Genomic DNA, 25,478 nt, shown 5'->3' on the forward strand with positions numbered 1-25,478 from the left:
GGTGTACGGGGGTCGGCCCTGCCGCTGCGGCGCGCGGGGCTGCCTGGAGGCGTACGTCGGGGCCGAGGCGCTCATCGACCGGTACCGGGAGGCGCGGGGCGGCCGGGCGGTGCCGGGGGACGACGAGGAGTCCCAGCTGGCCGCCCTGGTCGAGGCGGCCGCCACGTCGGCCACCGCCCGCCAGGTGCTCGACGAGACCGCCGGCTACCTGGGCGCCGGGGTGGCCAACCTGATCAACCTGTTCAACCCGGAGCGGGTGGTGCTGGGCGGCTGGGCCGCGATGGCGTTGGGCGACCTGCTGCCGGCCGTACGCGAGGCCGCCGGCCGGCAGGCGCTGCGCCAGCCGTACGAGCAGGCGTCGATCGAGCTGTGCCGGCTCGGCGTCGACGCGGTGGCGCTGGGGGCGGCCACCCTGCCGATCGCCCGACTGCTCGCGGCCGGCGGCGTCCGGCCCTGACCGGTCATATCGAACCTTCGGGATATATAACAGCGTTATAGATCGATGTCTTGACGGCGTCGCAACCGCGCCGTAACACTTCCCCGAGAGCGCTCTCCGGTCGCGGTGCCCGTCCCGGTGGCACCACGTCCCGCACCGCGGCCGGCCTCCCGTCACCCCGTCATGCCCGGCGTCCGTACCCCCTATCGACAGGCGAAGTCATGACATCTCGCGCTACATCCGTACGCCCGGCACCGGGCCGGCGACCCCGCCGGCGTACCCTCATCGGCCTGGTGGTCGCGCTCGTCGCGGCGCTGGCGCCGACCGGCCTGACGCCCCCGGCACAGGCGGCGCCGGTGCTGCTCTCCCAGGGTCGCCCGGCCACCGCCTCCTCCACCGAGAACGCCGGCACCCCCGCCGCGGCCGCCGTCGACGGCAACACCGGCACCCGCTGGTCCAGCGCCTTCAGCGACCCGCAGTGGCTCCGGGTCGACCTCGGCGCCCGGGCCACCATCAGCCAGGTCACCCTGGTCTGGGAGGGCGCCTACGCCCGGGCCTTCCAACTCCAGACCTCCGACGACGGCAGCGCCTGGACCACCATCCACACCACCACCGCCGGCACCGGCGGTACGCAGACCCTGGCGGTCAGGGGCGCCGGCCGCTACGTCCGGATGTACGGCACCGCGCGCGCCACCGGCTACGGCTACTCGCTCTGGGAGTTCCAGGTCTACGGCGAGACCGGCGGCGGCACGCCCACCTGTGGCAGCGCCAACGCAGCCCAGGGCCGCCCCGCCACCGCCTCGTCCACCGAGAACGCCGGCCTGCCCGCCTCGGCCGCCGTGGACGGCGACACCGGGACCCGCTGGGCCAGCGCGGCCAGCGACCCCCAGTGGCTCCGGGTCGACCTGGGCAGCACCCAGACCATCTGCCGGGTGGTGCTGAACTGGGAGGCCGCGTATGCCAGGGCGTTCCAGCTCCAGACGTCCGCCGACGGCGCCGCCTGGACCACGATCTACAGCACCACCACCGGCGCCGGCGGCGTGCAGACCCTCGACGTGACCGGCAGCGGCCGCTACCTGCGGATGTACGGCACCGCGAGGGGGACCGGCTACGGCTACTCGCTCTGGGAGTTCCAGGTGAACACCACCGGAGGGACCACCGACCCGGGCATCCCGCCCACCGACCCACGCAACCCGAACTTCGGGCCGAACACGTTCGTCTTCGACCCGTCCACCCCGACCGCCACCATCCAGAGCCGGCTGAACACCCTGTTCACCCAGCAGGAGACCAACCAGTTCGGCCCGCAGCGGTACGCGGTGCTGTTCAAGCCCGGCAGCTACACCGCCGACGTCAACCTCGGCTTCTTCACCCAGGTCGCCGGCCTCGGCCTGAGCCCCGACGACGTGAACCTCAACGGCCACGTCCGGGTCGAGGCGTTCTGGATGGGCGGCAACGCCACCCAGAACTTCTGGCGGGCCGCGGAGAACCTGTCGGTGACCCTGCCGGCCGGGGTGACCGTGGAGCGGTGGGCGGTGTCCCAGGCCGCGCCGTACCGCCGGATGCACCTGCGCGGCGGGCAGAACCAGATCCAGCTCTGGAACGGCGGCGACGGCTGGTCCAGCGGCGGGCTGATGGCCGACACCCGCATCGACGGCCTGGTCGTCTCCGGCTCCCAGCAGCAGTGGTACTCGCGCAACAGCGAGTTCGGCAACGGCTGGACCGGGTCGGTGTGGAACATGGTCTTCCAGGGCGTCGTCGGGGCACCCGCCCCGCACTTCCCGAACCCGTCGCACACCGTCATCGCGCAGACCCCGCAGGTGCGGGAGAAGCCGTTCCTCTACGTCGACGGCACCGGCGAGTACCGGGTCTTCGTGCCGGCGCTGCGCACCAACTCCACCGGCACCAGCTGGTACGGCAAGGCCCCGGCCGGCTCGTCCATCTCGCTGTCGCAGTTCTACCTGGTCCAGCCGGGCACCAGCGCGGCCACCATCAACGCCGCCCTCGCCCAGGGTCGGCACCTGCTGTTCACCCCGGGCGTGCACCACGTCACCGAGCCGATCCGGGTGGACCGGCCGGACACGGTGATCCTCGGCCTCGGCCTGGCCACCATCCAGGCCGACAACGGCACCGTGGCGATGCGGGTGGCCGACGTGGACGGCGTGAAGGTGGCCGGCATCATGTTCGAGGCCGGCCAGGTCACCTCGCCGGTGCTGATGGAGGTCGGCCCGCCCGGCTCGGCGGCCAGCCACGCGGCCAACCCGACCTCGCTGCACGACGTCTTCTTCCGCATCGGCGGGCCGGGCGTCGGCCGGGCCACCACCACGCTGACCGTCAACAGCGACAACGTGATCGGCGACCACATGTGGCTGTGGCGGGCCGACCACGGCGACGGCGTCGGGTGGACGGTCAACACCGCCGACACCGGCCTGACCGTCAACGGCGACAACGTCACCATGTACGGCCTCTTCGTCGAGCACTACCAGAAGTACCAGACCGTCTGGAACGGCAACGGCGGCCGGACCTACTTCTACCAGAACGAGATGCCGTACGACCCGCCGAACCAGGCCGGCTGGATGAACGGCTCCACCCGGGGCTACGCCGCGTACAAGGTGGCCGACTCGGTGACCAGCCACCAGGCGTGGGGGCTGGGCAGCTACTGCTTCTTCAACGTCAACCCGGCGGTGGTCGCCGACCGGGCCTTCGAGGTGCCGACCAACCCGAACGTCCGGTTCACCAACATGGTGACCGTCTCGCTCGGCGGGGTCGGCACGATCAACCGGGTGATCAACAACACCGGTGACACCGCGAACGCCGCCCACCAGCAGTCCTACCTGACCAACTACCCGTAGGCGGTCCCGTGGCGGGCCCGGCCGGACGTCCGGCCGGGCCCGCGCGCTACGCCCGGCGGGCGTCGGTGTGCACGTTGCCGATGGCGTCGAGCCGGCCCCACCGCCCGGGGATGTCGAGCAGTTCCACCCGGCCGAACCGCTCGGACAGCTCCGGGTCGACCACCAGGTCCTCGCCGTACGGCTTCAATCCCAGCACCGTCCGCAGCAGCAGGAACGCGGCCCCGGTGGAGCCGGCGTACGGGCTGGAGGCGGTGGGGTACTGGACCGGGTGGCGGGTCAGCTCGCGGTCGTACCCGCCGAACGCCTCCGGCAGCCGGCCGTCGAAGAAGTCCCCGGCGTCGATGATGCCCTCGGCGATGCGGGCGGCCTCCCGGCCGTAGCCGTAGCGGCGCAGCCCCCAGGCGATGAACGAGTTGTCGGCCGGCCAGACGGTGCCCACGTGGTAGCCGAGCGGGTTGTAGCGGCCCTCGCCGGCGGCCAGCGTCCGCACACCCCAGCCGGAGAAGAGCCGGGGTCCGAGCAGGTGTTCGGCGATCTTCCCGGCCCGGGACTCGTCGACGATGCCGCTCCACAGCAGGTGGCCGATGTTCGACGACAGCGCGTCGACCTGCCGGCCGTCGGCGTCCAGGGCGAGGGCGTAGTACTCGCCGTCGGCGACCCAGAAGTCCCGGTTGAACCGCTGCTTCAGCTCGGCCGCCTCCCGCTCCAACCGGTCGGCGTACACCGGGTCGCCCCAGAACTCCCGGGCCAGTCGGGCGCCCCGGCGCTTCGCGTCGTAGGCGTAGCCCTGCAACTCGCACGTCGCCCGGGGCAGGCCCGGCAACGTGCCGTCCCGGTACGAGATCGAGTCCCACGACTCCTTCCAGCACTGGTTCTCCAGCCCGGTCCGCTCGTTGCGGCGCTGGTAGCGGACGTACCCGTCGCCCAGCAGGTCGCCGTACTCGTCGATCCAGCGCAGCGCCGCCCGCGCTTCGTCCTCGAACTCCCGCACCAGGCCCACGTCACCGGTCCAGCGCTCGTACTCGTCGAGCAGGACCACGTACAGCGGCGTCGCGTCGGCGCTACCGAAGTACGGCGATTGCGGCCGTTCCTCGAACGCGGCCCGCTCGCCGTAGCGGAACTCGCGCAGGATCTTGCCCGGCTCCTCGTCCCGGAAGTCGTCCAGCACGGAGCCCTGGTCGACGCCGAGCATGCGCAGGGTCGCGGCGGCGAGTTCCGGCGCGATGTGCAGCGACTGGAAGCTGGTGAGGATGCTGTCCCGACCGATGATGGTGGCGGCCCACGGCAGGCCGGCGGCGGGCATGGCCTGGTCCGGGAGGGTCAGCGGCGAGTACCGCAGCGCCGCGAGGTCGACCAGGCTGCGCCGGTAGATGCTGGTCAGGGCCGGCCAGTCGCAGGTCAGCTTCGGCGCCCGATCGAGCCACTGGTCGAGGTCGCGCTGGAGTTGCGGCTCGCTCCGCTGGCGGCGAGGTGGGCGGATGCGGTCCCGGACATCCGCGCCGTCGGGCCGCAGCACCGAGCCGCGGACGTGCAGGGTGGTGCTCCACGACCCGTGTGGCTCGACCCGGATCTGGTACGTCAGCCCGTGCTCGTCGATCCGGGCCGGCTGGCTGGTGATGATGGCGGTCTCGCGCCGGAACCGCTCCCGTTCGTAGCCGAGCCGCAGGCAACCGACCTCGACGCTGCGGTAGGTCCGGCCCGCCGGGTTCGGGGGTTGCGCGACCCCCAGCACCGGGATGAAGTCGCTGTCCGCCTCCAGGCGGACGGTGAAGTCGGCCGGTTCGTCGCTGTGGTTGAGGACCGTCAGCCGCTCCTGGAAGCTGCCCGCGACGGACCGCTCGCGTAGGACCGAAACCTTGGCGTCGAGGTAGTGGGTCGGCTCGCCCGGCACCAGGAAGAAGCGCACCGCGAAGTACTTCAGGTCGTCGGTGGCCAGGGCGTGCAGCCGTTCGCCGTCGACGGTCAGCACCCACTTGGAGAGGAACCGGGTGTCGAAGGAGAAGAACCCGCACGGAACGGCGGGCGACGACTCGATGTCGCCGCTGCCGTAGCTGACCACGAAGATGTTGCCGTCCAGGATCCTGACCAGGTCCGACCTCATCGCCGTCCCCCACGCTCCCGGACGAACTCGCGGGGATGGTGGGCCCCGGGCGGCTGCCGGAACAGGCGCTCGAGCAGCACGATCGGCCAGTACTCGCCCTCGGTGGTGATGTCGTTGCGCAGCCAGGCGGGCAGCGGTTTGATCTCGCCGAGAACCATCCGGTCGAAGAGGGCGTTCTCGGCGTGGATCACGCAGTCGGCGGCACGGTCCTCCCGGGACACCAGCACCTGACCGTTCCTGATGGTGACGAACCAGTGGTCGTTCCCGTGCTCGTGCGCCAGATCGAAGCGGATCGTGCCGGTGGTCTTGCGCAGCAGCCGCTCGGCGCCACGACGCGCGAGCCGGTCGAAGAACTCCTCGGTCGTGTCCGACATCAGCACCCCCCGCAGCGAGTCGGGCCGGCCGAGACAAAGCATCGCCCGCCGCCGCGGGCGGCCGCATCACCCGGCCAGGGTGAGATCGGCGCGGGACCCGCCGGCCGACGCGGTCCGGGGCCGGATCTCACCCGGTCCGGGTGATGACGGGGCGCTCGGGACCGCGCGAGGCTGACGTGTCAGTGCCGACCAGAGGGAGTCTGATGTCGGATCCTACGGCGGAGTTCTTCGACCGGCTCGACCGTCGCGGGCACGAACCCCTGTTCGAGGGAGCCTGCGGCACCCTCCGGGTCGACCTCGTGCACGAGCACGGCGTCGACCGTTGGTTCGTGACGATGACACCCGGGGACGTGCACGTCACCCGGGCCGACCGCGAGGTCGACGCCGTCCTCCGCGTCAACCGGGCGCTGTTCGACCGGTTCGTCACCGGGGAGGCGAACATCTACACGGCGTGGGTGCGCAACGAGCTGACCGCCGAGGGCGACGTGCGGCTGCCCTGGTTGCTGGAGCGGGTCATGCCGCAGCCGACGGACGCGCACCACCCGCGAGCCTTCGTGGCAGAACGGAGTCGGCCCGGATGAGCGAGGATCTCGTCCGGCTGCTGGACGGCAACACGTTCGTGGTCAGCGAGGAGAGCGGCGACGTCGACGCCTCCCCGACCATCCCGACCGGCCTGTTCTCGTTCGACACCCGGTTTCTGTCCAGGTGGATCCTGACCGTCGACGGGGTGCGGCTGAGCCCGCTCACGGTGGACGACATCGAGTACTTCGAGGCCCGCTTCTTCCTCGTGCCGGCCACCTCGACGCCGCTCACCGACCCCGCGGTGTCGGTGATCCGCCAGCGCTCGATCGACGGCGGGCTCACCGAACGGCTGATCGTGGTCAACCACCAGGCCGACCCGGTCGACCTGCGGGTCCGGGTCGATGTCGGCAGCGACTTCGCCGACCTGTTCGAGATCAAGGACGTGCGGCACAAGAAGGGGACCTACTACGCGCGGGTGGAGGACGGGTGCCTGCGGCTCGGCTACCAGCGGGCGGAGTTCCGGCGCGAGACGGTGGTCTCCAGCACGACGCCGGCGCAGGTCGACGAGAACGGGTTGAGCTACGAGGTCCACATCGGACCGCACGCCGAATGGGTCACCGAGTTGCGGGTCAGGGCGTTGGGCGTGCACGGGCGGGGCATCCGGGAAAGCCTCGAGGGCCGGCCCGTCCGCCCGCGCCGGGAACTGCGCCGGGACCTCGAACGGTGGCTCGCCGAGGCGCCCCGACTGACCTGCGACTGCGAGTCGCTCACCCGGACCTACCGGCGCAGCCTGGTGGATCTCGCCGCGCTGCGGTTCACGCCGCTGACGACGGGCGGGCGGAGCCTGCCCGCGGCCGGGTTGCCGTGGTTCATGGCGGTCTTCGGTCGGGACAGCATCCTCACCAGCCTCCAGGCGCTGCCGTTCGCCCCCGACCTCGCCGCCACCACGCTGCGCCTGCTGGCCCTGACCCAGGGCTCGGTGCTGGACGACTTTCGGGAGGAGGAGCCGGGCAAGATCCTGCACGAGCTGCGCTACGGCGAGAGCATCGGCTTCGAGGAACAGCCGCACTCGCCGTACTTCGGCAGCGCCGACGCGACGCCGCTGTACGTGGTCCTGCTCGACGAGTACGAGCGCTGGTCCGGCGACGCCGACACCGTCCGCCGCCTCGAACGGGCCGGCCGGGCGGCGCTGCGCTGGATCGACGAGTACGGCGACCTGCTCGGCGACGGGTACGTCCGCTACCAGCGCCGCAACGAGCGGACCGGGCTGGACAACCAGTGCTGGAAGGACTCCTGGGACTCGATCTCGTACCGGGACGGGCGACTGCCCGGCCTGCCCCGGGCGACGTGCGAGTTGCAGGGCAACGCCTACGACGCGAAGCGCCGCGGCGCCCGACTGGCCCGGCAGTTCTGGGGCGACCCGGTGTACGCCGACCGGTTGGAGCGGGAGGCGGCCGAGCTGAAGCAGCGGTTCAACCGGGACTTCTGGGTCGCCGACGGCGAGTACTACGCCCTCGCCCTGGACGCCGACGGCCGGCAGGTCGACGCGCTGTCGTCGAACATCGGCCACCTGCTGTGGAGCGGCATCGTCGACGAGTCCCGGGCCGGCAGGATCGCCGAACACCTGCTCGGGCCCCGGCTCTTCTCCGGTTGGGGCGTGCGCACGTTCGCCACCGGCCAGGCGCGGTACAACCCGGTCGGCTACCACGTCGGCACCGTCTGGCCGTTCGACAACTCGTTCATCGCGTGGGGCCTGCGCCGCTACGGCTACGACCGGGAGGCCGCCCGGATAGCCGAGGGCATCATCGACGCGGCCGACCTGTTCCACGGCCGGCTGCCGGAGGCCTTCGCCGGGTACGACCGGGAGCTGACCCGGTATCCGGTGCACTACCCGACGGCGTGCAGCCCGCAGGCGTGGTCCACCGGGACGCCGCTGCTGCTGCTGCGCACGATGCTCGGGATGGACCCGCGCGGCGACCACCTGGTGGCCCGGCCGGCGGTGCCGGTGAAGGTCGGGCGGATCGAACTGCTCGACATTCCCGGACGCTGGGGTAAAGCCGACGTCTTCGGGCGTGGCCGCGCGGACCGGTGACCGCTTCCGGTGACCCCGCCCGGTGACCCGCCCGGTGACCCCGCCCGCGGCCGGTGGTGCGGTTTCGGCGACGGTGCGGCACGCCGGGGGCGGTCGTGTCGTTTCCGGCCGGGGCGGTTCGTGTAGAGGATGAGAGGCCGGCGTCGAGGTACGGGGCCGTTCCGGGGCGAAGACGGAGACTGAACCGGTGCCCGATGTGGAGCAGGTCTTCCGCGCGGAGTACGGCCGCGCGGTGGCCGTCCTGGCCCGCCTGCTCGGTGACCTCGACCTCGCCGAGGAGGCGGTGCAGGAGGCCTTCACCGTCGCCGCCGCCCGCTGGCCGCAGACCGGGCCGCCGCCCAGCCCGGCCGGCTGGATCATCACCACCGCCCGGAACCGGGCCATCGACCGGCTGCGCCGGGAGTCGTCCCGGGCCGACCGGCACGCCCAGGCCGCCCTGCTGTACGCCGCCGGCGAACCCGTCGAGGAGGGACCCGTGCGCGACGACCGGCTCCGGCTGATCTTCACCTGCTGCCACCCGGCGCTGAACCCGGCCGCCCGGGTCGCGCTGACCCTGCGCCTGCTCGGCGGGCTGAGCACCGCCGAGATCGCCCGGGCCTTCCTGGTGCCGGAGAAGACCATGGCGCAGCGGTTGGTCCGGGCCAAGGCGAAGATCCGGGACGCCGGCATCCCGTACCGGGTGCCCCGGGAGGCCGACCTGCCCGACCGGCTCCGGACCGTGCTGGCGGTGGTCTACCTGATCTTCACCGAGGGGCACACGGCGACCTCCGGCGCCCGGCTGGTCCGCGACGACCTGTGCGCCGAGGCGATCCGGCTCGGCCGGCTCCTGGTCGAGCTGATGCCGGACGAGCCGGAGGCGCAGGGGCTGCTGGCCCTGATGCTGCTCACCGAGGCGCGCCGCCCCGCCCGCACCACCGCCGACGGCGCGCTGGTGCCGCTGCCCGAACAGGACCGGCGGCGCTGGGACGCCGGGCTGGTCGGACAGGGGCAGGAGCTGGTCCGCCGCTGCCTGCGCCGGGACCAGCCCGGCCCGTACCAGCTCCAGGCCGCCATCGCCGCCGTGCACAGCGCCGCGCCGGACGCGGCCGGCACCGACTGGGCCCAGATCCTGGCGCTGTACGACCAGCTCCTGGCGTACCTTCCCGGGCCGGTGGTGGCGCTCAACCGGGCGGTCGCGCTGGCCGAGGTGGCCGGCCCGGCCGCGGCGCTGGCCGAGGTGGAACGCCTCGACCTGGCCGGCTACCACGTCTTCCACGCGGTCCGCGCCGACCTGCTGGGCCGGCTCGAGCGGCCGGAAGAGGCGGCGGCGGCGTACCGGCGGGCCGCCGACCTGACCGCGAACGCGGCCGAACGCGACTTTCTGACCCGGCGGGCGGTGACGGCGCGGGCCGGCGGATAGCGGACGCGCGGCCCGGGGACGTGCCCGTGGCCGCGGACCGGGGCGCTCGGGGACGTTTGCCCGGCCCGGCTGACGGGAACGCCGGTCGCCCAGCCGTGCGGCGCGGGCCGCCCGACGAAACGGACGCCGACCACCGATGACGTACCGTCCGGCAGTTGCCACCAGCGTCCCCGGTCTGACCACCCTGACCCTCGGGGTGGAGGAGGAGTACCTGTTGCTCGACCGGGCCACCGGGGAGAGCCTGCCGGTGGCCGACCGGGTGCTCACCGCCCTGCACGGCACCGCCCGGGACCAGAGCCGCCAGGAGTTCCGGCACAGCATGGTGGAGATGGTCAGCCCGGTCTGCGCCGACCTGGGGGAGTTGCGGGACCAGCTGGTCGGGTTGCGGCGTTCCGCCGCGGCGGCGGCCGAGGCGGCCGGCGCCCGGCTGGTCGCGGTCGGTGCCACCCCGGTACACGAACCGCACCGGACGGTGCCGGACAAGCCGCGCTACCACGCCATGTCCCGCCGCTTCGGCCCGGTGGCGCACGACCCGGCGGTCTGCGGCTGCCACGTGCACGTCGGGGTTCCCGACCGGGAACTGGCCGTGCAGGTCTGCAACCACCTGCGTCCGTGGCTGCCGGTGGTGCAGGCGATCACCACCAACTCCCCGCTGCACGACGGCCGGGACACCGGGCACGCCAGCTGGCGGTCGATGCAGTTGGAGCGCTGGCCGAGCATCGGCCCGACGCCGCATTTCGACTCCGTGGCCGACTACGACCGCACCGTGAACGACCTGATCGCCGCCGGCATCATGCTCGACGCGGCGATGGTCTACTGGTACGCCCGGCCCTCGGCGGCGTACCCGACGGTGGAGGTCCGGGTCGGCGACGTGTGCCCGACCGTGGACGACACCGTGCTGGTGGCCGCCCTGGTCCGGGCGCTGGTCGCCACGGCCGTCGACGACGTCCGCTCCGGGGTGGCCGCCCCCCGGATCCGCAACTGCCTGGTCTCGGCGGCGCACTGGCGGGCCGCCCACGACGGCCTCGACGGCGATCTGATCGACCTGCACGCCGGCGGCGCCCGGCCGGCGTGGGACCTGGTCGACGAGATGTTCGCCGCGGTGACCCCGGCGCTGGCGCGGCACGGCGACCTGGACTACGCCGTCGCGCAACTGATCCGGCTACGCGGCGAGGGCACCGGTGCGACCCGTCAGCGGCGCATCATGGCCGACACCGGCGGCGACATCCGCGCCGTGCTGGACCACGTCGCCGCCCAGACCATCGCCGGCTGACCGGCGCCTGCGCCCCGATGGCTCACCGGATGTCGTGCGTCTGGAGCCAGAGTTCCAGCAGGCCGAGCTGCCACAGCTTGTTGCTGCCGGCGGCCGCCTCGGCCCGGTCCGGCTCGGCCAGCAGCTCGGCGACGTACTCGGGGCGGAACAGCCCGCGCTCCCGGGCGGCCGGCGTGTGCAGCGCCTCGGTGACCAGTTGGCGCACCGGGCCGTCGACGTTGCGCAGCGCGGGCACCGGGAAGTAGCCCTTGGGCCGGTCGACCACCTCGGCCGGCAGCACCTCGCGGGCCACCTCCTTCAGCACCGCCTTGCCGCCGTCGGCCACCTTGTGCTCGGGCGGGCAGGCCGCGGCCAGCGCGACCAGGTCCTGGTCGAGGAACGGGGTGCGCACCTCCAGCCCCCAGGCCATGCTCATGCTGTCCACCCGCTTGACCGGGTCGTCGGGCAGCATCAGGTGGGTGTCCAGCCGCAGCACCGCGTCCAGCGCGGTGTCCGCGCCGGGCGCGGCCAGCTCGGCGGCGAGCAGCTCCCGGCTGGCGTCGTGCCCGCAGGCGTACGCCGGGCTGACCACCCGGTGCAGCTCCGCGTGGTCGCGGTCGAAGAAGGCGGCGGCGAACGTCTCCGCCGCCCCGTCCCGGGGCACCCGGGCCAGCGGCTGGTGGTAGCCGTACCCGGCGAACACCTCGTCCGCGCCCTGCCCCGACTGGGCCACCTTGACGTGCCGGGCCACCTGCTCGGAGAGCAGGTGGAAGGCGACCACGTCGTGGCTGCCCATCGGCTCGGTCATCGCCAGCACGGTACGGCGTACCGCCGGGACCAGGTCGTCGTCGGCGAGCCGGATCCGGCGGTGGTCGGTGTCGAAGGTGCGGGCCACCAGGTCGGAGTAGTGGAACTCGTCGCCGGTCTCCTCGCCGCGGCTGTCGAAGCCGATGCTGAACGTCTGGAGGTGGTGCTGGCCGGCCTCGGCGAGCAGCGCCACGATCATGCTGGAGTCCAGGCCGCCGGAGAGGAGCACGCCGACCGGCACGTCGGCGACCAGCCGCCGGCGTACCGCCGTGCGCAGCGCGTCGCCGACCATGGCCCGCCAGTCCGCGGCGTCCATGCCGGCGTGCGCCGGGTCGCGCACGTACTCCGGCCGCCAGTAGACGTGGTCCCGGCTGCGCCCGTCCGCCTCGATCACCCGCAGGGTGGCCGGGGGGAGCTTGCGCACCCCGCGCAGCACGGTCCGCGGCGCCGGGACGATCGAGTGCCAGGACAGGTAGTGGTGCAGGGCCACCGGGTCGATCCCGGTGTCGACGTCACCAGCGCGCAGCAGCGCCGGCAGGGTGCTGGCGAACCGCAGCCGCCCGGGCGCCTCGGCGAGGTAGAGCGGCTTGATGCCGAGCCGGTCGCGGGCCAGCAGCAGGCGGCGCCGCCGCCGGTCGACCAGGCCGATCGCGAACATGCCGACCAGGTGGTCGACGAAGCGTTCCCCCCAGTGGGCGTACGCGACCAGGATCACCTCGGTGTCGCTGGTGGAGTGGAACGTGTACCCGGCGGCGCGCAGCTCGTCGCGCAGCTGCGGGTAGTTGTAGACGCAGCCGTTGAAGACCAGGCCGAGGCCGAGGTCCTCGCGGACCATCGGCTGGCCGCCGGCGTCGGAGAGGTCGATGATGGTCAGCCGGCGGTGCCCGAGGGTCACCCAGCCGTCGCGCCACAACCCCTCGCCGTCCGGGCCGCGCGACCGCATCGCCTCGGTCATCCGGGTGACCGCCGCGGCGTCCGGCGTCGAGCCGTCGAACCTCGCCTCGCCGCTGATTCCGCACATCCTCAGCGGCCACCGCTCGCCCGGGGCACCGGACCCACCGCCACCACTCCCGTCCTGCCCGATCCCTGTGCCGAACCGCCCGTCCGGGGTCCGGGTCCCGTCCGCAGGACGGGCGGTCCGGCTACCCGCCGCTGCCGCGATCAAACTCCGCCCGGGCCTCGCGGCGATCAACCCGGTGGCGCGGGTGCACACGTGGGCCGCGCTGGCGCCGGTGGCGCGGAATGCGTACGCCGGCCGGCGCCCGGGCGGCCGTGACCGACGCTGGTCCTCGCCCGGCGTTGGTTCACCGGCTGCCCGACGTCGCACGACCGCGACCCGCGCCCTGAACCGGCCCCGCACGACCGCCGCCCGGCGGCGTCCCGCGCGCACTGAACCGGCCCCGCACCCCCGGCCCGCCGGCGTGCGATCCGCCCGGGGGTCGTGGCGGGTCGAGGTGTGCCATGCGAGGGTGATGCCTCTGAGTCATTTTGATGACTCTGAGGCATCACCCTCGTTGTCGAGTGGCCCGCCCGGCAGACCCGCCGCGACCGTCGGCGTGGTCAAACGCCCTGCCCGGTCGCGACGGCCGCGCTGGCCGCCTGACCCGTCGTCGTGCCGGTCCGGCGTGAGCTTGCCGGCGCATGACAGCCTCGGCGGCGTGGGCACCTTGCTGGCGCAGCTCCCCGCGCTGTTGGGCGTACTGGTCGGAACCCTGGGCACGATTCTCGCCACGTCGCTGGCGGACCGGGCCCGGTGGCGGCGCAACCAGAGCATCCGGTGGGACGAACGGCGGCTCGACGCGTACGTCGAGTACGCGCACGCCGTCAAGGAGAGCCACGCCGTCGCACTGCGGATGACCGCCGACCGCCGGCCGGAGTCCCACAGCCACCCGATCGACCGGGAGGCTGGCCTGGCGAAGCTTGCCGAGACGGACGCCCGGCGCACCATCGCCTGGGAGAACATGTTGTTGCTCGGCGACGAGGCGACGGTCGCCGCGGCCAGGGTCTGGCGGGACGCGGTGTGGCAGTTGGAGCGGCTGGCCCGGGGCATCGCCGACCCGGAACCCGACATGGCCGGGGTGCTCTCCCGGGTCAACGAGGCACGGGACGGCTTCTACCGCGCTGCCCGGCGCAGTCTCGCCGTCCGGGGTGGCTCGGTGGCGCAGTCCGCGCTGCTGGAACAGGCGCTGCTCGACCGTGCGGCCGCGGCCGGCGAAGCCGTCCCACAACCGTCTCGAAACCGTCGCTAAACCGTCTCATTATTCTGCCCGGCGACCCGGCCCAGGTGCCGGTAGACGGTGGCCCGGGACACCCCCAGCGCGGCGGCGATGTCGTCCACCGAGTGGGTGCCCGCGGCGTGCATCCGACGCGCCGCCTCGACCTGCTCGTGGCCCAGCGCCCGGGGCCGGCCCGGTCGGCGCCGGCGCCCGGGCGCGCCCACCGTCCCGGCGACGGCGGCCTCGGTGCCGGGCACGGCCAGCAGCCTCCGTGCGCCGTCGAGCATGTCCGCGCGCAGCACCTCGTCCGGCACGTCGGCGAAGAAGACCACCGGGTCGCTGCACATGGCGACCGTCTGCACCGCCCGGACCCGCTCCCGGCGCCCGGCGTCCGGCCCGGCGATCAGGTCGTTGGCCCGCATGGCGATGCGCATCAGCCGGTTGAAGGTGTCGCCGCGGGTGATCAGCGCGATGTCGTGGAAGAGCATGCCGAGCGGCCGGCGGTGGGTGAGCATGATGTCCACCCAGCCCTCCAGCACGGTCCACCGGGCCCGTTCGGCCGGCAGCGCCTCGGCGGCGTCCAGCAGCCGCTCCAGGTCGGACACCAGCGGCTCGACCAGGGCCGTGAGCAGCTGCTCCTTGGTCGGGAAGTGGTAGAGGATCGCGGCCTTGGTCAGCCGCAGCCGGTCGGCGATCTGCCGCAGCGCGGTGCGCTGGTAGCCGTGCTCGGCGAACAGATCGAGCGCGGCGCGCAGGATCCGGGTGCGGGTGTCGTCCGCGGGCTCGGCGGTCATGCCGGCAAGCCTAGCCCGCGTCCTGACCGGTGGCCGGGGTCACGGTTGAGAGAACTGACCGCCGGTCAGTACAGTGGGGTTCGTCGAGGTGTCAACGGCAGGAGGGGCGATGCCCGTCATCGAGATCGGCAACCTGGTCAAGACGTTCGGCAGCGTCCGGGCGCTCGACGGGCTCGACCTGCGGGTCGAGGCGGGGGAGGTGCACGGTTTCCTCGGCCCGAACGGCTCCGGCAAGTCCACCACCATCCGCATCCTGCTGGGCCTGCTGCGGCGCGACTCGGGCCAGGTGCGGATGTTCGACGCCGACCCGTGGCGCGACGCGGTCGCCCTGCACCGCCGGCTGGCGTACGTGCCGGGTGACGTCAGTCTGTGGCCCAACCTCTCCGGCGGTGAGGCGATCGACCTGTTCGGCAAGCTGCGCGGCGGCCTGGACCGGCGGCGCCGCGACGAGCTGCTCGAGCACTTCGACCTGGATCCCACCCGCAAGTGCCGCACCTACTCCAAGGGCAACCGGCAGAAGGTCGCCATCGTCGCGGCCTTCGCATCGAACGTCGAGCTGTACGTGCTCGACGAGCCGACCTCCGGGCTCGACCCGCTGATGGAGGCGGTGTTCCAGGACGAGGTGCGGCGGATCAAGTCCGACGGCGCCACCGTGCTGCTCTCCAGCCACGTGCTCGCCGAGGTCGAGGCGCTCTGCGACCGGGTCAGCATCATCCGCGAGGGCCGCACCGTCGAGTCCGGCACCCTCACCGAGCTGCGGCACCTCACCCGCACCGCGGTGACGGTCGAGACCGCCCGGCCGCTGACCGGGCTGGACGCGCTGGCCGGCGTGCACGACGTGCGCGAGGTCGACGGGCGTACCCACCTGGAGGTGGAGCCCGCCCACCTCGACGAGCTGCTCGGGCACCTGGTCCGGTTCGGTGTCCGCGCCCTGACCAGCGCCCCGCCCACCCTGGAGGAGCTGTTCCTGCGTCACTACGGCGACGAGCGGCCGGCCGCCGAGGCGGCCGGGAAGGCCGCCCGCCTGGACGGCCGCCGGGCGGGTGCCCGATGAGCACGCTCACCGCCACCGGCGCGCTGGCCCGGCTCGTGCTGCGCCGCGACCGGGTCCGGCTCGCCATCTGGGTGCTCGGCGCGCCCCTGCTCGGCTACGCCCTCGCCGAGAGCGTCGTCGGCATCTACCCCGACGAGCCCGCCCGGGTCGGCTACGCCACCACCTCGGCGTCCAGCCTGGTCGCCCGCGCGTTCAACGGGCCGATCGCCGGCACCGACCTGGGCGCGGTGGTGGTCGCCGAAACGTACGTCACGCTGGCCCTGATCTTCGCGTTGCTGAGCACCTTCGCGGTGGTCCGGCACACCCGGCAGAACGAGGAGACCGGCCGGGCGGAGCTGCTCGGCGCCTCCGTGGTCGGCCGGTACGCGCTGCTCACCGCCGCGCTGCTGGTGGTCGTCGCGGCGAACGTGGCGGCCGCCGCCCTGCTCGCCGCCGGCCTGGCCGCCGCCGGCCTGCCGCTGGCCGGCTCGCTCGTCGCGGCCGGCGCGATCGGCGGCGTCGGGGTGGCCTTCACCGGCGTCGCCGCCGTCACGTCCCAGCTCTCGGTCACCTCCCGGGGCGCGAACGCGCTCGCCGCCGCCGTCGTCGGGGTCGCCTTCCTGCTCCGCGCCGCCGGCGACGTGCTCGGCGACCAGACCGACGGTGGCCTGCGGGTGGTCAGCGCCTGGCCGTCCTGGCTCTCGCCGCTCGGCTGGGGCAACCAGGTGCGCGCCTACGTCGACGACCGCTGGTGGGTCCTCGCGCTGCCCGTCGCGCTGCTGCTCGCCGCGGTGGTGGCCGCCTACGCGCTGGCCGAGCGGCGGGACATCGGCGCCGGCCTGGTCGCGCCCCGGCGCGGTCCGGCGAACGCCCCGTCCGGGCTGCTCAGCCCCGCCGGGCTGGCCTGGCGGCTGCAACGCGGCGCGCTGCTCGGCTGGGCGGTCGGGGTGGCCGTGCTCGGGTTCTCGATGGGCATCGCCGCCGACGAGTTCAACGCCATGATCGAGGAGAACCCGGCCGCCGCCGAGGCGATCGCCGCGATGGGCGGCGGGGCCGACCTGGTCGACGCGTACCTGGCCGCCATGCTCGGGCTGTTCGCGCTGACCATCGGGGCGTACGTGGTGCAGGCCATGCTGCGGGTGCGCGGCGACGAGTCCGACGGCGTGTTGGAGGCCGTCCTCGCCACCGGGGTGAGCCGGGGCCGCTGGCTGGGCACCCAGGTGGCCGCCGCGGCGCTCGGCGCGCTGGCCCTGGTGCTGCTCGCCGGCCTCACCACCGGCCTGGGGCACGGCCTGGTCGCCGGCGACCCGGTCGGGCGCGCCGTCGACCTGGGCGGCGCCGCGCTGCTGCGGCTGCCGGCCCTGCTCGTGGTGGTCGGCGTGGTGACCGCGCTGTTCGGCCTGCTGCCCCGCTGGTCGGTGGCGCTGTCCTGGACGGCGCTGCTGGTCTTCCTGCTGCTCGGCCAGCTCGGCGCGGTGCTCGAACTGCCGCAGGCCGCGCTGAACCTGTCCCCGTACACCCACGTCCCGTCCGTGCCGGCGGTCGAGGCGACGGCGCTGCCGCTGGTCGTGCTGACCGCCGTGGCGGTGGCCCTGCTCGCCGCCGGTACGGCCGCCTTCCGCCACCGCGACGTGCCGAGCTGACCTGTCGCGCGCAACGGGCCGCGCTGGCGCCGCTGCGCCATAGTCCTGCCGCTGCCTCACCGGCCGGCTGCGAGGTTGTGCCAAGCCACCGTTACCCGGCGCCTCGGCACCGGAGGTGGGCCGGGCGACGATTGACTCCAGCCTGCCGCACCGGGTGTCCGCCGCTCCGCCGTCGAGGAACCCAGTCTGCTGCTGCCGAACCTGGGGCGTGTGTACCACAGGCGGCGCGGAAGTCGATCACAATCATGCGGTGCAGCGTCGGATGTGGAAGTGGGGACTACTGGCCGTCGTCGCTGTCCTGGCGGCAGCCGGGACCGCTTGGGTCTGGCTGCGCTACGACTTCGAAAAGGTCAACTGGACCTGGGGTGTCATCGCCGGTGTCCTTGCCGTCTACGTCGTCCTGGACCAGGTGACGACGAATCGGCAGGCAATATCACCGGCCGCCGCGCACCGGCGTGCGGCCGCGGATGAACTCGCCGAGCTGATCCGTCGCGATCCGACCGACGAAGCGTTGCTCCGTGCCGTAGACGAGCCGTATCCGCTGCCGGTGCGGTGGCGCAACGGGCCAGAGCGGTTCTTCCCTTCCTGGCGGGCGATCGGCCGGTCCAGCGATGCGGGTCCGATGGACCTCTCTGGCCGCAACGGCAGGCTGTGGAGCCGCTACCGGGCCATTCCGTCCGGACGGCTACTCGTGCTGGGACCGCCCGGATCCGGCAAGTCGATCATCGCGCTGCGAATGGCCCGAGAGTTGCCGTTGCACCGTGAGCCGGACATGCCCGTCCCGGTGTTGGTGCCGGTCGAGTCGTGGGACCCCGGACGGGAGGCCTTCCACGACTGGCTCGTCGACCGGATTGCCCGCCGATTCCCGCAGGTCGCGGCCGATCATCCCCGCCGAGACGCGGTGTTGCGGGACCTCGTCGAGACAAACCTCGTCGTGCCGGTCCTTGACGGGCTGGACGAGGTGCCTGAGGAACGCCTCACCGCCTGCCTCGAGGAACTCAACGCGCTACCGACCCAGCGGTTCGTCCTCACCTGCCGGTCCTTTGTGTACGACCGGTACCTGTCCCAGGGAGAGAAGCTACGCGGAACCGCCGTGGTGATGCTCGAACCGCTGACGCCCGCCGAGGTTGCGGACTATCTGGTCGACGCAGCCCCGCTGCATCAAGCCGACAACTGGTCGAGCGTCGCGACGAAGATCGGTACGGACGCGGAGCTGACCACGGCGTTGTCGACGCCGCTGATGGTGGCCATGGCGCGTAGCGCCTTCGATCAACCCGGCACCGATCCCCGCGAGCTCGTCCCGCTGGCTGCGGAGAGGGGTCGCCGATCGGTGGAGGATGAACTGTTGACCCGCGCAGTCGACGCCGCGCTGCGGTCACGCCGGGGTGGTCAGGGACTGCAGCGATGGGAACCGGACAAGGCCCGCCGGTACCTGTCGTTCCTGGCCGCGCACATGGAGTCGCTTGACCTCCGTGAGTTTCGCTGGTGGCAGTTGTCCGCCGCGCTGCCACGACCCTTCTGGGCGCTCGTCGACGGCCTCCGCACCGGGCTGGCGGTGTGGCTTGCCCTGACGCTCGCCCGCGACGCCCTCACGTCGATGGCCGGCATCGTCACGGACGCCACGAGCCGCGACCTCCTCTACATGGTCGCCCGCAACGCCGGCGGCTTCGCCGTCGCGGCCTCTGTGCTGGCCGCATCCCGCGCCATGATGCGCGGTGGCGCTGCCCGGGCGTCTGGCAGCACCCCGACCCGAATGGTGTTCGTCGGCGGCCTGCGGGCCTTTCGGGACGGGCTACGCGACGGCCTGATCGGCGGCCTGTTTCTGGGCCTCCTGGCGTGGACGCTGTTGTGGCTGGTCACACCGTCCCCGGAGCTGGTCGCGCTGTTAGACCGGATCCCCGGATTGCCGCCGTGGTCCGTCCCGACGCGGAGCGCGGTCGTGCTCGGTGCTGCGTGGTGGGTCTACCAGGCCGCCCGGTCCGGTCTGCGGGTCGACTTCGCAGCTCCCGCCGCCGAACTCGACGCCATGAGCGCCGTCGAGACCGTCCGCGAGGACCGCGCGGCCATCGTTGCATCAGCGGTACCGGCCGTCGTCTTGGCAGTCGTCCGGGTGCTCGCTGGCGTGGCCGCATTGCGGCTGACCGGTGTGCTGTCTGGATCACCGTCGCTCGCGCAACTGATATCCGCCGGGACGGGCCTGGGGCTGGGTTGGTGGCTGCACCGACGCGCAGGTGGTGCCTGGGTCCAGTTCTCCGTGGCCCGGGTCGTGCTCACCGCCAGGGGACGGACGCCGTACCGCTTACTGGCGTTCCTCAGGTACATGGAGACAGTGGGCCTGCTGCGGCACGGCGTCGGAGCGTACCGGTTCCGGCACACCCGCCTGCAGAACCGGCTCGCCGCCGGCTTGGTCCTCGGGGGAAGGGGCAGCCGACTCCGCGAGGAGTTCGCGATCGAACTGGCTCGGGCCGGCTACTGGACCGAAGCGCTGGGTAACTTCGCCGCGGTCACGGAAACCCGGGCGGCGAGCGTCGGATTCGGCGACGACCTCACCGTGGCGGCCCTGCGCAAGGCCCTGCTGGCGGGCGCGGCCGCCGGAGAGTGGACCCGACTCGCGGAACTCCTGGCCCTCATGCCGGAACCCCTCACACCCGGGACCGTCACGCCGGTGCTGCACCAGCGGCAGCGGATCTCGTGGCTGATAACGGCCCGTGCGCCGATTTCCGAGCTGAGGGCCGCCGCCGAGGAACTACGTCTACGGGAGCACGGCGCCAGCCCGGCGGAATCGGGCGCCGACGAGTTCCTGGCAACCCTCTGCTACGCCGATGGCGACATCGACGCGGCGCGGGGACAGCTGAACAGGCTGCTCGCCGCCGGCAGCGCCGGCGACGGTCGCGGTCGCTCGGCGCCCATCGGGGCGGGCCTACTGGCCCGCCTGCTCCTGGATGAGGGCGATGCCGCTGCCGCCGTGACCGTCTGCCACCACGAACTGCTGCTTGCGGACCATGCCCAGGACCGAGCCGACCTGCTGGTCCTCGTGCAGACGTGGACGTGGGCGGTCGAGGTGATGCGACGGGTCACCGACGAGCAGGGCGAACTGCTTCGCCGGATCCGCGGCGCGTTGGCCGAGCAGCAGAAACGCTCACGGCAGATCGAGCTGACCCGCCGGGAACTGGCGGAGATCGGTCTCCAGGCCTGCCACACCATGATCGGCCACCCGACCTGGGGGCCCCTAGCGGTGGCCGTCACCCGGAAACTGATCGGAGTCCTCGCCGACCCGGACATCGTCCTGCGGACGATCAGCCGAAGTGCGCCAATGTGGCATGCCGGTTAGGGACGGCGAGGGACCCGATGGCCAATGGTCTTCACGCATGCCGTCGGGTCTTCGTACACCCTGCGTGCCGTGAGCCTAGATCATCGGCGGGGTCTGAAGGCTCTGAGCGGGGGGCCTAGGATCGTCGACATGCAGGAGGGCCGGTGGACGACGATCACCCCGTCGCAGTTCACGCACGAGCGGGAGGCGCTGGCGCACGTCCAGGTGCTGCTGCCGGACACCGAGCCCTACCGCGCCTGGTCGAACTTCACCTTCACCGCCCAAACCGGCCATCCCTACGAGGTTGATCTGCTGGTCGCCGCGCCCGGCGGGCTCTACCTCATCGAGGTCAAGAGCCTCACCGGGCGGCTGACCTCGAGCGGCTCCAACTGGATCCTGCACAGCCCGAACGGCACCCGCACCTTCGACAACCCGTTGCACCTGGCTGACGGCAAGGCCAAGAAGCTCAAGTCCCTGCTGCAGGTCGCCGCCGCACAGCGCAAGGGGCCGCCGATCAAGATCCCGTTCGTGCAGGCGGCGGTGTTCCTCTCCAAGCCGGGCCTGCACATCGGCCTGTCGGAGCACCACCTGCACGGGATCTTCGGCCCCGAGCCCGCCCCCGGTCACCAGCCGGGGCCGCTGCCGACGATCGGCTCGCTGCTGCAACGGCCTCCGCAGGACGAGAAGCACCGGGTCACGAAGGAACTATCGGCGGCACTCCCGGACCTGCTCGAGGCAGTGGGCATCGCGCGCAGCCGTAAGCACTACGAGATCGGCATGTGGCAGCTGGAAAGCCGTCCGTTCGACCTCGGCCCGACCTGGCAGGACCACCACGCCCGCCACAAGAAGCTGGAGCGCGAGCACCGGCGCATCCGGATCTACCTCGTCGAGCGCAACGCGGTGCAGGCCGAGCGGGCCAGCATCGAACGCGCCGCCAAGCGCGAGATGGTCGCGCTGCACAACATCAACCACCCGGGCATCGTGCGGGTCGACTCGATGGAGTCGCACGAGGCCGGGCCGGCCCTGATCTTCCGCCACGATCCCCGCTCGATGCGGCTGGACCACTACGTGGCCCAGTACGGCGCCCGCCTCGACGCCCTCAGCCGGCTGGCCATGATCCGTCAGCTCTCCGAGGCGGTCGCCTACGCGCACCGCCGGCGGCTGCATCACCGCGCGCTCTCCGCGCGCAGCGTCCTCGTCAGCCCGGGTCGCATCCGCCGGGGTGGCAGCGAGGATGAGGCGTGGCTGACGCCTCATTTGCAAATCAGTGACTGGCAGACGGCGACCCGCGCCGCGGACACCACCGGGGCCAGCAGCGCCGACCCGTTGACGCTCTCCTCGCACGCCGCCTCGCACATCGAGCGCTCCGCCGAGGCGTACCTCGCTCCGGAGCTGACCGCGCCGCGGCCGGACCCGGTCGCGATGGACGTCTTCGGTCTCGGTGCGCTCGCATACCTGATCCTCACCAACCAGCCGCCAGCCGCGAAGCGTCAGGAGTTGCTCTCCCGGATCGCCCGGGACAACGGTCTGCGCCCCTCCTCGGTCGCCGACGGCATCACCGAGTTCGCCGACGAGCTGATCCAGGCCGCCACCGCGCCGGTCCCGGTCCAGCGCCTCACCACGGTCGCCGACTTCGTCGAGATGCTGGAGGTGGTCGAGGAGGAGCTGACCAGCCCGCCGGAGAAGTCGGTGCATCCGGAGGAGCCGGAGCCGGTCGACCCGCTGGAAGCCAGGGGCGGTGACACCGTCGGCGAGTGGACCATCAAGAAGCGACTCGGCACCGGCTCCACCTGCCGGGCCTTCCTCGCCCACAACGAGCGCACCGGCAAGGACGAGGTGCTCAAGGTCGGCCTCTCCGACGAGAAGGGCGCCCGGCTGGCCCACGAGGCCAGGGTGCTCGGCCCGCTCACCGACTCCCGGGTGATCCGGCTGGCCCGCCCCGAGCCGTTGCAGATCGTCAACCGCACCGTCGTGGTACTCGAGCACGCCGGCGAGCTGACCCTGGCCCGCAAGCTGCGCGACGACGGCCGGCTCACCGTCGACGAGCTGGAGACCTACAGCGACTACCTCTTCGGCGCCCTCGACTACCTGGAGGGCGAGGGCGTCTACCACCGCGACATCAAGCCGGACAACATCGCCATCCGGATCCGCCCGAACCGCACCCGGCAGCTCGTGCTCTTCGACTTCTCGCTGGCCGCCGTCTCGGTCAAGGAGATCGCCGCCGGCACCCCGCGCTATCTGGACCCGTTCCTCGGCAGCGCCACCCGGCAGGTCTACGACAAGCACGCCGAGTGGTACGCCCTCGCGGTCACGCTGCACGAGATGGCCTCCGGCGAACTCCCCGTCTGGGGCGACGGCGGCACCGAGCCGCAGCTGACCGACGGCCCGCCCGTGCTGGCGGTCGAGGCATTCGACACAGCGATCCGCGACGGCCTGGTGGAGTTCTTCCAGCGGGCCCTGCACCGGGACCACCGGGAGCGGTTCCCGTCGCTGAAGGACATGCGCGATGGGTGGCAGCAGGTGTTCCGCCGCTCCGACGCGAGCACCCCGGTCGGCAGCGATCACCCGGAGATCTCCGCCGACGAGCCGGACGAGAACGCCGCCGAGGCTGCCCGTGACGAGGCCGCCGGCAAGGCCACCCGCGCCACCGCCCTGGAGGCGGCGGGCTTGACCCCGCGTGCGGTCTCCGCCGCCCACCGCCTGAACGCCAACACCGTCGGCGACCTGCTCGGCGTGGCGAACAAGTTCGCCACCCTCCCCGGCCTCGGCGCCAAGACCCGCAAGGAACTGCAGCGCCGGGTCAAGGAGTGGCGCACCCGGCTGGGAGAGCGGGAGACCATCCCCACCTCGGCCGCCGCCCGCAAGGCCGCCACCGCCGAGGTCGCCACGGAGACCACCGCCGGGGCGGGCGACGCCGACCTGGTACGCGTCGGCCTCGACGCGATCGCCACCCTGCTCGTGCCGGTCAAGAACGCCCGCAACGCCGCCGAGGTCGAGGCGACCCGGCTGCTGCTGAACCTGCCCGACGACTCCGGCGCCCTGCCCGCGCTGCCGCTCTGGCCGCAGCAGCCGCAGGTCGCCGCTGCCGTCGGGGTCACCCCCGGGCGGGTCGCGCAGATCCTCGGCAAGCAGCGCAAGCGCTGGCACGGCATCCCGGTCGTCGGCAGCCTGCGTACCCAGATCATCGAGCTGCTGCGCGACGGTGGCCGGGTGATGGGCGTCGCCGAACTGGCCACCGCGCTGCTCACCAGCCGCGGATCGGTGCGCACCGGCGACGCGCTGCGCCTCGCGGTCGCGGTTGCCGCCGTGCGGGCCGCGGTCGAGGTCGACGCGATCGAGGACGAGCCGCGCCTGCTGCTGCGCCGGCACGCCCGTCAGGACGTCGACGGCAAGCCGAACCCGCGCGGCGACCGGTTGCTGGTCGCCCTCGAAGCCGGCGAGGACGACGCCCCGGACACTCCGGCCGCACCGGCGCTGCTGGACTACGCCGACGCCCTCGGCAAGGCCGCCGACAGGCTCGCGGCCAGCGAAGTGCTGCCCAGCGCGGCGACCGTGCTGCGTACCCTCGCGGCGGTGACCGCGCCCGGCGGGGCCGGCGACGCGGTCGACGAGCGGCGGCGGGTGCTGCTCGCCGCGGTGGCCTCGGAGCGGGCCGCGGCGACCGCCCGGCTGGAGGTCTACCCGTACGACCTGGATCCGGTGCGGGCGCTGCGGCTGGCCCAGGCGGGCGTGGTGCCGCCGGCCAGCACGTCGGAGGGGCGGCGCGGCCTCACTCCGGAGCAGGTCAAGAAGCGGGTCGAGGCGCGGTTCCCGGATCTTGCGCCCCTGCCGGAGCATCCCGCGCTGGACCGGCTGCTCGCCGAGGCCGGCTTCGAGCTGCGCTGGGAGCGCGACCGGTACGTGCCGCCGCCGGCCCGCGCCGGCTCGTCGTCGGTGTCCATCATGCAGCGCCGCCCGTCGGCGACCAGCGCGCCGAGCCGCTGGACGGCCGAATCCCCGGAGCTGGCGGCGGCGATGCGGGCCGAGGAGCGGCTGACCGGCGCGCGGTCCGCCGGTGGGTTCCGGGCGCTGACCGTACGACTGTCCCGGTACGGGCTGGCGCGGGAGGAGCTGGTCCGGCGCTTCGAGGTGCGGCCGGTCAACGTGGCCGCCCGCTTCCTGCAGCATCTGCACGCCAAAGTGGACGCCCGTCCGAAGCCGACCTGGGAGACGGTCCTGGGCGCGGACGTCGCCGAACCGGGTTCGCGGGCGGCGATCAAGCTGGGGGAGTACGTGGAGCAGGCCTGGGACCTGGCCGTGCCCACGCTGCGTGCGGAGTTGCGTGCTGGCGACGGGCCGGTGCTGCTGTACGACGCGGCGGTGCTGGCGCGGTACCGGGCGGTGGACCGGCTCTACGAGCTGGCCGACGCCGCCCGCGGTGGGGCGGGGGACGTGTGGCTGCTCTGCCCGATGGAGGACCCGGCCCTGCTGCCCAAGCTGGACGGCGCGGTGGTGCGCGTGGGGGACAACGAGTGGATCGCTCTACCGGACGCCTGGGTCGTCAACGCCCATCGCAGCGCGCTCACCGCCTGAAACCCCTGGCCCTACTCGGCGCCCAACGGGTGGCGGCGGTGCGGAGCGTCCTCGTTTTCGGCGTGTCCCGGTTTGCGG

General features: G+C 73.1%; 15 protein-coding genes. 11 read left to right on the forward strand and 4 right to left on the reverse strand.

Annotated elements, in window-relative coordinates; translation table 11 throughout:
* The coding region (locus DLJ47_RS23175) for an ROK family protein (RefSeq protein ID WP_146228175.1) at positions 1–457 on the forward strand (457 nt) is incomplete at its 5' end.
* A 200-nt stretch (positions 458–657) separates the two neighbouring features.
* A complete protein-coding gene (locus DLJ47_RS23180; protein WP_109902698.1) occupies positions 658–3,285 on the forward strand; it encodes a discoidin domain-containing protein in 2,628 nt (875 codons plus the stop codon).
* 46 nt (positions 3,286–3,331) lie between these two features.
* Here the strand turns inward: DLJ47_RS23180 and DLJ47_RS23185 are convergent, their stop codons facing one another.
* Positions 3,332–5,386, reverse strand: a complete 2,055-nt coding sequence (locus DLJ47_RS23185) for an amylo-alpha-1,6-glucosidase (RefSeq protein ID WP_109902700.1) — start codon at positions 5,384–5,386, stop codon at positions 3,332–3,334.
* Complete coding sequence (locus DLJ47_RS23190; RefSeq protein ID WP_158289877.1) at positions 5,383–5,760, reverse strand: SCP2 sterol-binding domain-containing protein; 378 nt, start codon at positions 5,758–5,760, stop codon at positions 5,383–5,385. The genes DLJ47_RS23185 and DLJ47_RS23190 overlap by 4 nt, the downstream gene beginning before the upstream one ends.
* 203 nt (positions 5,761–5,963) lie before the next feature.
* Here DLJ47_RS23190 and DLJ47_RS23195 point away from each other — a divergent pair, with 203 nt between their 5' ends.
* The 4 genes from DLJ47_RS23195 to DLJ47_RS23210 all read left to right on the forward strand — a co-directional run bounded on the left by DLJ47_RS23195 (position 5,964) and on the right by DLJ47_RS23210 (position 11,046).
* Positions 5,964–6,341 carry an SCP2 sterol-binding domain-containing protein gene (locus DLJ47_RS23195; protein ID WP_158289878.1) on the forward strand — a complete coding sequence of 126 codons (378 nt, stop codon included), beginning with the start codon at positions 5,964–5,966 and terminating at the stop codon, positions 6,339–6,341.
* Positions 6,338–8,374 carry an amylo-alpha-1,6-glucosidase gene (locus DLJ47_RS23200; protein WP_109902706.1) on the forward strand — a complete coding sequence of 679 codons (2,037 nt, stop codon included), beginning with the start codon at positions 6,338–6,340 and terminating at the stop codon, positions 8,372–8,374. Before DLJ47_RS23195 ends, DLJ47_RS23200 begins: the two co-directional genes overlap by 4 nt.
* Before the next feature lie 187 nt (positions 8,375–8,561).
* Positions 8,562–9,773, forward strand: a complete 1,212-nt coding sequence (locus DLJ47_RS23205) for an RNA polymerase sigma factor (protein ID WP_109902708.1) — start codon at positions 8,562–8,564, stop codon at positions 9,771–9,773.
* 136 nt (positions 9,774–9,909) lie between these two features.
* Positions 9,910–11,046, forward strand: a complete 1,137-nt coding sequence (locus tag DLJ47_RS23210) for a carboxylate-amine ligase (RefSeq protein ID WP_109902710.1) — start codon at positions 9,910–9,912, stop codon at positions 11,044–11,046.
* A 22-nt stretch (positions 11,047–11,068) separates the two neighbouring features.
* Here DLJ47_RS23210 and DLJ47_RS23215 read toward each other — a convergent pair whose 3' ends face one another.
* Positions 11,069–12,853 (reverse strand): N-acetylglutaminylglutamine amidotransferase, encoded by a 1,785-nt coding sequence (locus tag DLJ47_RS23215; protein WP_109902712.1) that lies wholly within the window; start codon positions 12,851–12,853, stop codon positions 11,069–11,071.
* 637 nt (positions 12,854–13,490) lie between these two features.
* Between DLJ47_RS23215 and DLJ47_RS23220 the strand changes: the two genes are divergently transcribed.
* On the forward strand, positions 13,491–14,081 hold the full coding sequence (locus tag DLJ47_RS23220) for a hypothetical protein (RefSeq protein ID WP_109902749.1): 591 nt from the start codon (positions 13,491–13,493) through the stop codon (positions 14,079–14,081).
* Here the strand turns inward: DLJ47_RS23220 and DLJ47_RS23225 are convergent.
* On the reverse strand, positions 14,078–14,842 hold the full coding sequence (locus tag DLJ47_RS23225; protein WP_109902714.1) for a TetR family transcriptional regulator: 765 nt from the start codon (positions 14,840–14,842) through the stop codon (positions 14,078–14,080). The two genes, DLJ47_RS23220 and DLJ47_RS23225, sit on opposite strands and share 4 nt — an antisense overlap.
* A gap of 109 nt (positions 14,843–14,951) precedes the next feature.
* Between DLJ47_RS23225 and DLJ47_RS23230 the strand changes: the two genes are divergently transcribed.
* The 4 genes from DLJ47_RS23230 to pglW all read left to right on the forward strand — a co-directional run bounded on the left by DLJ47_RS23230 (position 14,952) and on the right by pglW (position 25,400).
* A complete protein-coding gene (locus DLJ47_RS23230) occupies positions 14,952–15,896 on the forward strand; it encodes an ABC transporter ATP-binding protein (protein WP_109902716.1) in 945 nt (314 codons plus the stop codon).
* Positions 15,893–17,518 (forward strand): ABC transporter permease, encoded by a 1,626-nt coding sequence (locus tag DLJ47_RS23235; protein ID WP_109902718.1) that lies wholly within the window; start codon positions 15,893–15,895, stop codon positions 17,516–17,518. Before DLJ47_RS23230 ends, DLJ47_RS23235 begins: the two co-directional genes overlap by 4 nt.
* A 250-nt stretch (positions 17,519–17,768) precedes the next feature.
* Entirely contained in the window at positions 17,769–20,849 is a 3,081-nt protein-coding gene (locus DLJ47_RS23240) for an NACHT domain-containing protein (RefSeq protein WP_146228176.1), read from the forward strand.
* Between the two features lie 129 nt (positions 20,850–20,978).
* Positions 20,979–25,400 (forward strand): BREX system serine/threonine kinase PglW, encoded by a 4,422-nt coding sequence (pglW, locus tag DLJ47_RS23245; protein ID WP_109902722.1) that lies wholly within the window; start codon positions 20,979–20,981, stop codon positions 25,398–25,400.
* Positions 25,401–25,478 lie beyond the last annotated feature (78 nt).

This window comes from Micromonospora sp. S4605 (assembly GCF_003176715.1).
GTDB lineage: Bacteria > Actinomycetota > Actinomycetes > Mycobacteriales > Micromonosporaceae > Micromonospora > Micromonospora echinaurantiaca.

What these genes read in the sequence shown, in the direction of transcription:
- DLJ47_RS23185 (WP_109902700.1), bottom strand. Translation starts at nt 5,386, where the DNA reads ATGAGGTCGGACCTGGTCAGGATCCTGGACGGCAACATCTTCGTGGTC.
- DLJ47_RS23200 (WP_109902706.1), top strand. Translation starts at nt 6,338, where the DNA reads ATGAGCGAGGATCTCGTCCGGCTGCTGGACGGCAACACGTTCGTGGTC.
- DLJ47_RS23225 (WP_109902714.1), bottom strand. Translation starts at nt 14,842, where the DNA reads ATGACCGCCGAGCCCGCGGACGACACCCGCACCCGGATCCTGCGCGCC.
- DLJ47_RS23180 (WP_109902698.1), top strand. Translation starts at nt 658, where the DNA reads ATGACATCTCGCGCTACATCCGTACGCCCGGCACCGGGCCGGCGACCC.
- pglW (WP_109902722.1), top strand. Translation starts at nt 20,979, where the DNA reads ATGCAGGAGGGCCGGTGGACGACGATCACCCCGTCGCAGTTCACGCAC.
- DLJ47_RS23210 (WP_109902710.1), top strand. Translation starts at nt 9,910, where the DNA reads ATGACGTACCGTCCGGCAGTTGCCACCAGCGTCCCCGGTCTGACCACC.
- DLJ47_RS23235 (WP_109902718.1), top strand. Translation starts at nt 15,893, where the DNA reads ATGAGCACGCTCACCGCCACCGGCGCGCTGGCCCGGCTCGTGCTGCGC.
- DLJ47_RS23190 (WP_158289877.1), bottom strand. Translation starts at nt 5,760, where the DNA reads ATGTCGGACACGACCGAGGAGTTCTTCGACCGGCTCGCGCGTCGTGGC.
- DLJ47_RS23230 (WP_109902716.1), top strand. Translation starts at nt 14,952, where the DNA reads ATGCCCGTCATCGAGATCGGCAACCTGGTCAAGACGTTCGGCAGCGTC.
- DLJ47_RS23215 (WP_109902712.1), bottom strand. Translation starts at nt 12,853, where the DNA reads ATGTGCGGAATCAGCGGCGAGGCGAGGTTCGACGGCTCGACGCCGGAC.
- DLJ47_RS23195 (WP_158289878.1), top strand. Translation starts at nt 5,964, where the DNA reads ATGTCGGATCCTACGGCGGAGTTCTTCGACCGGCTCGACCGTCGCGGG.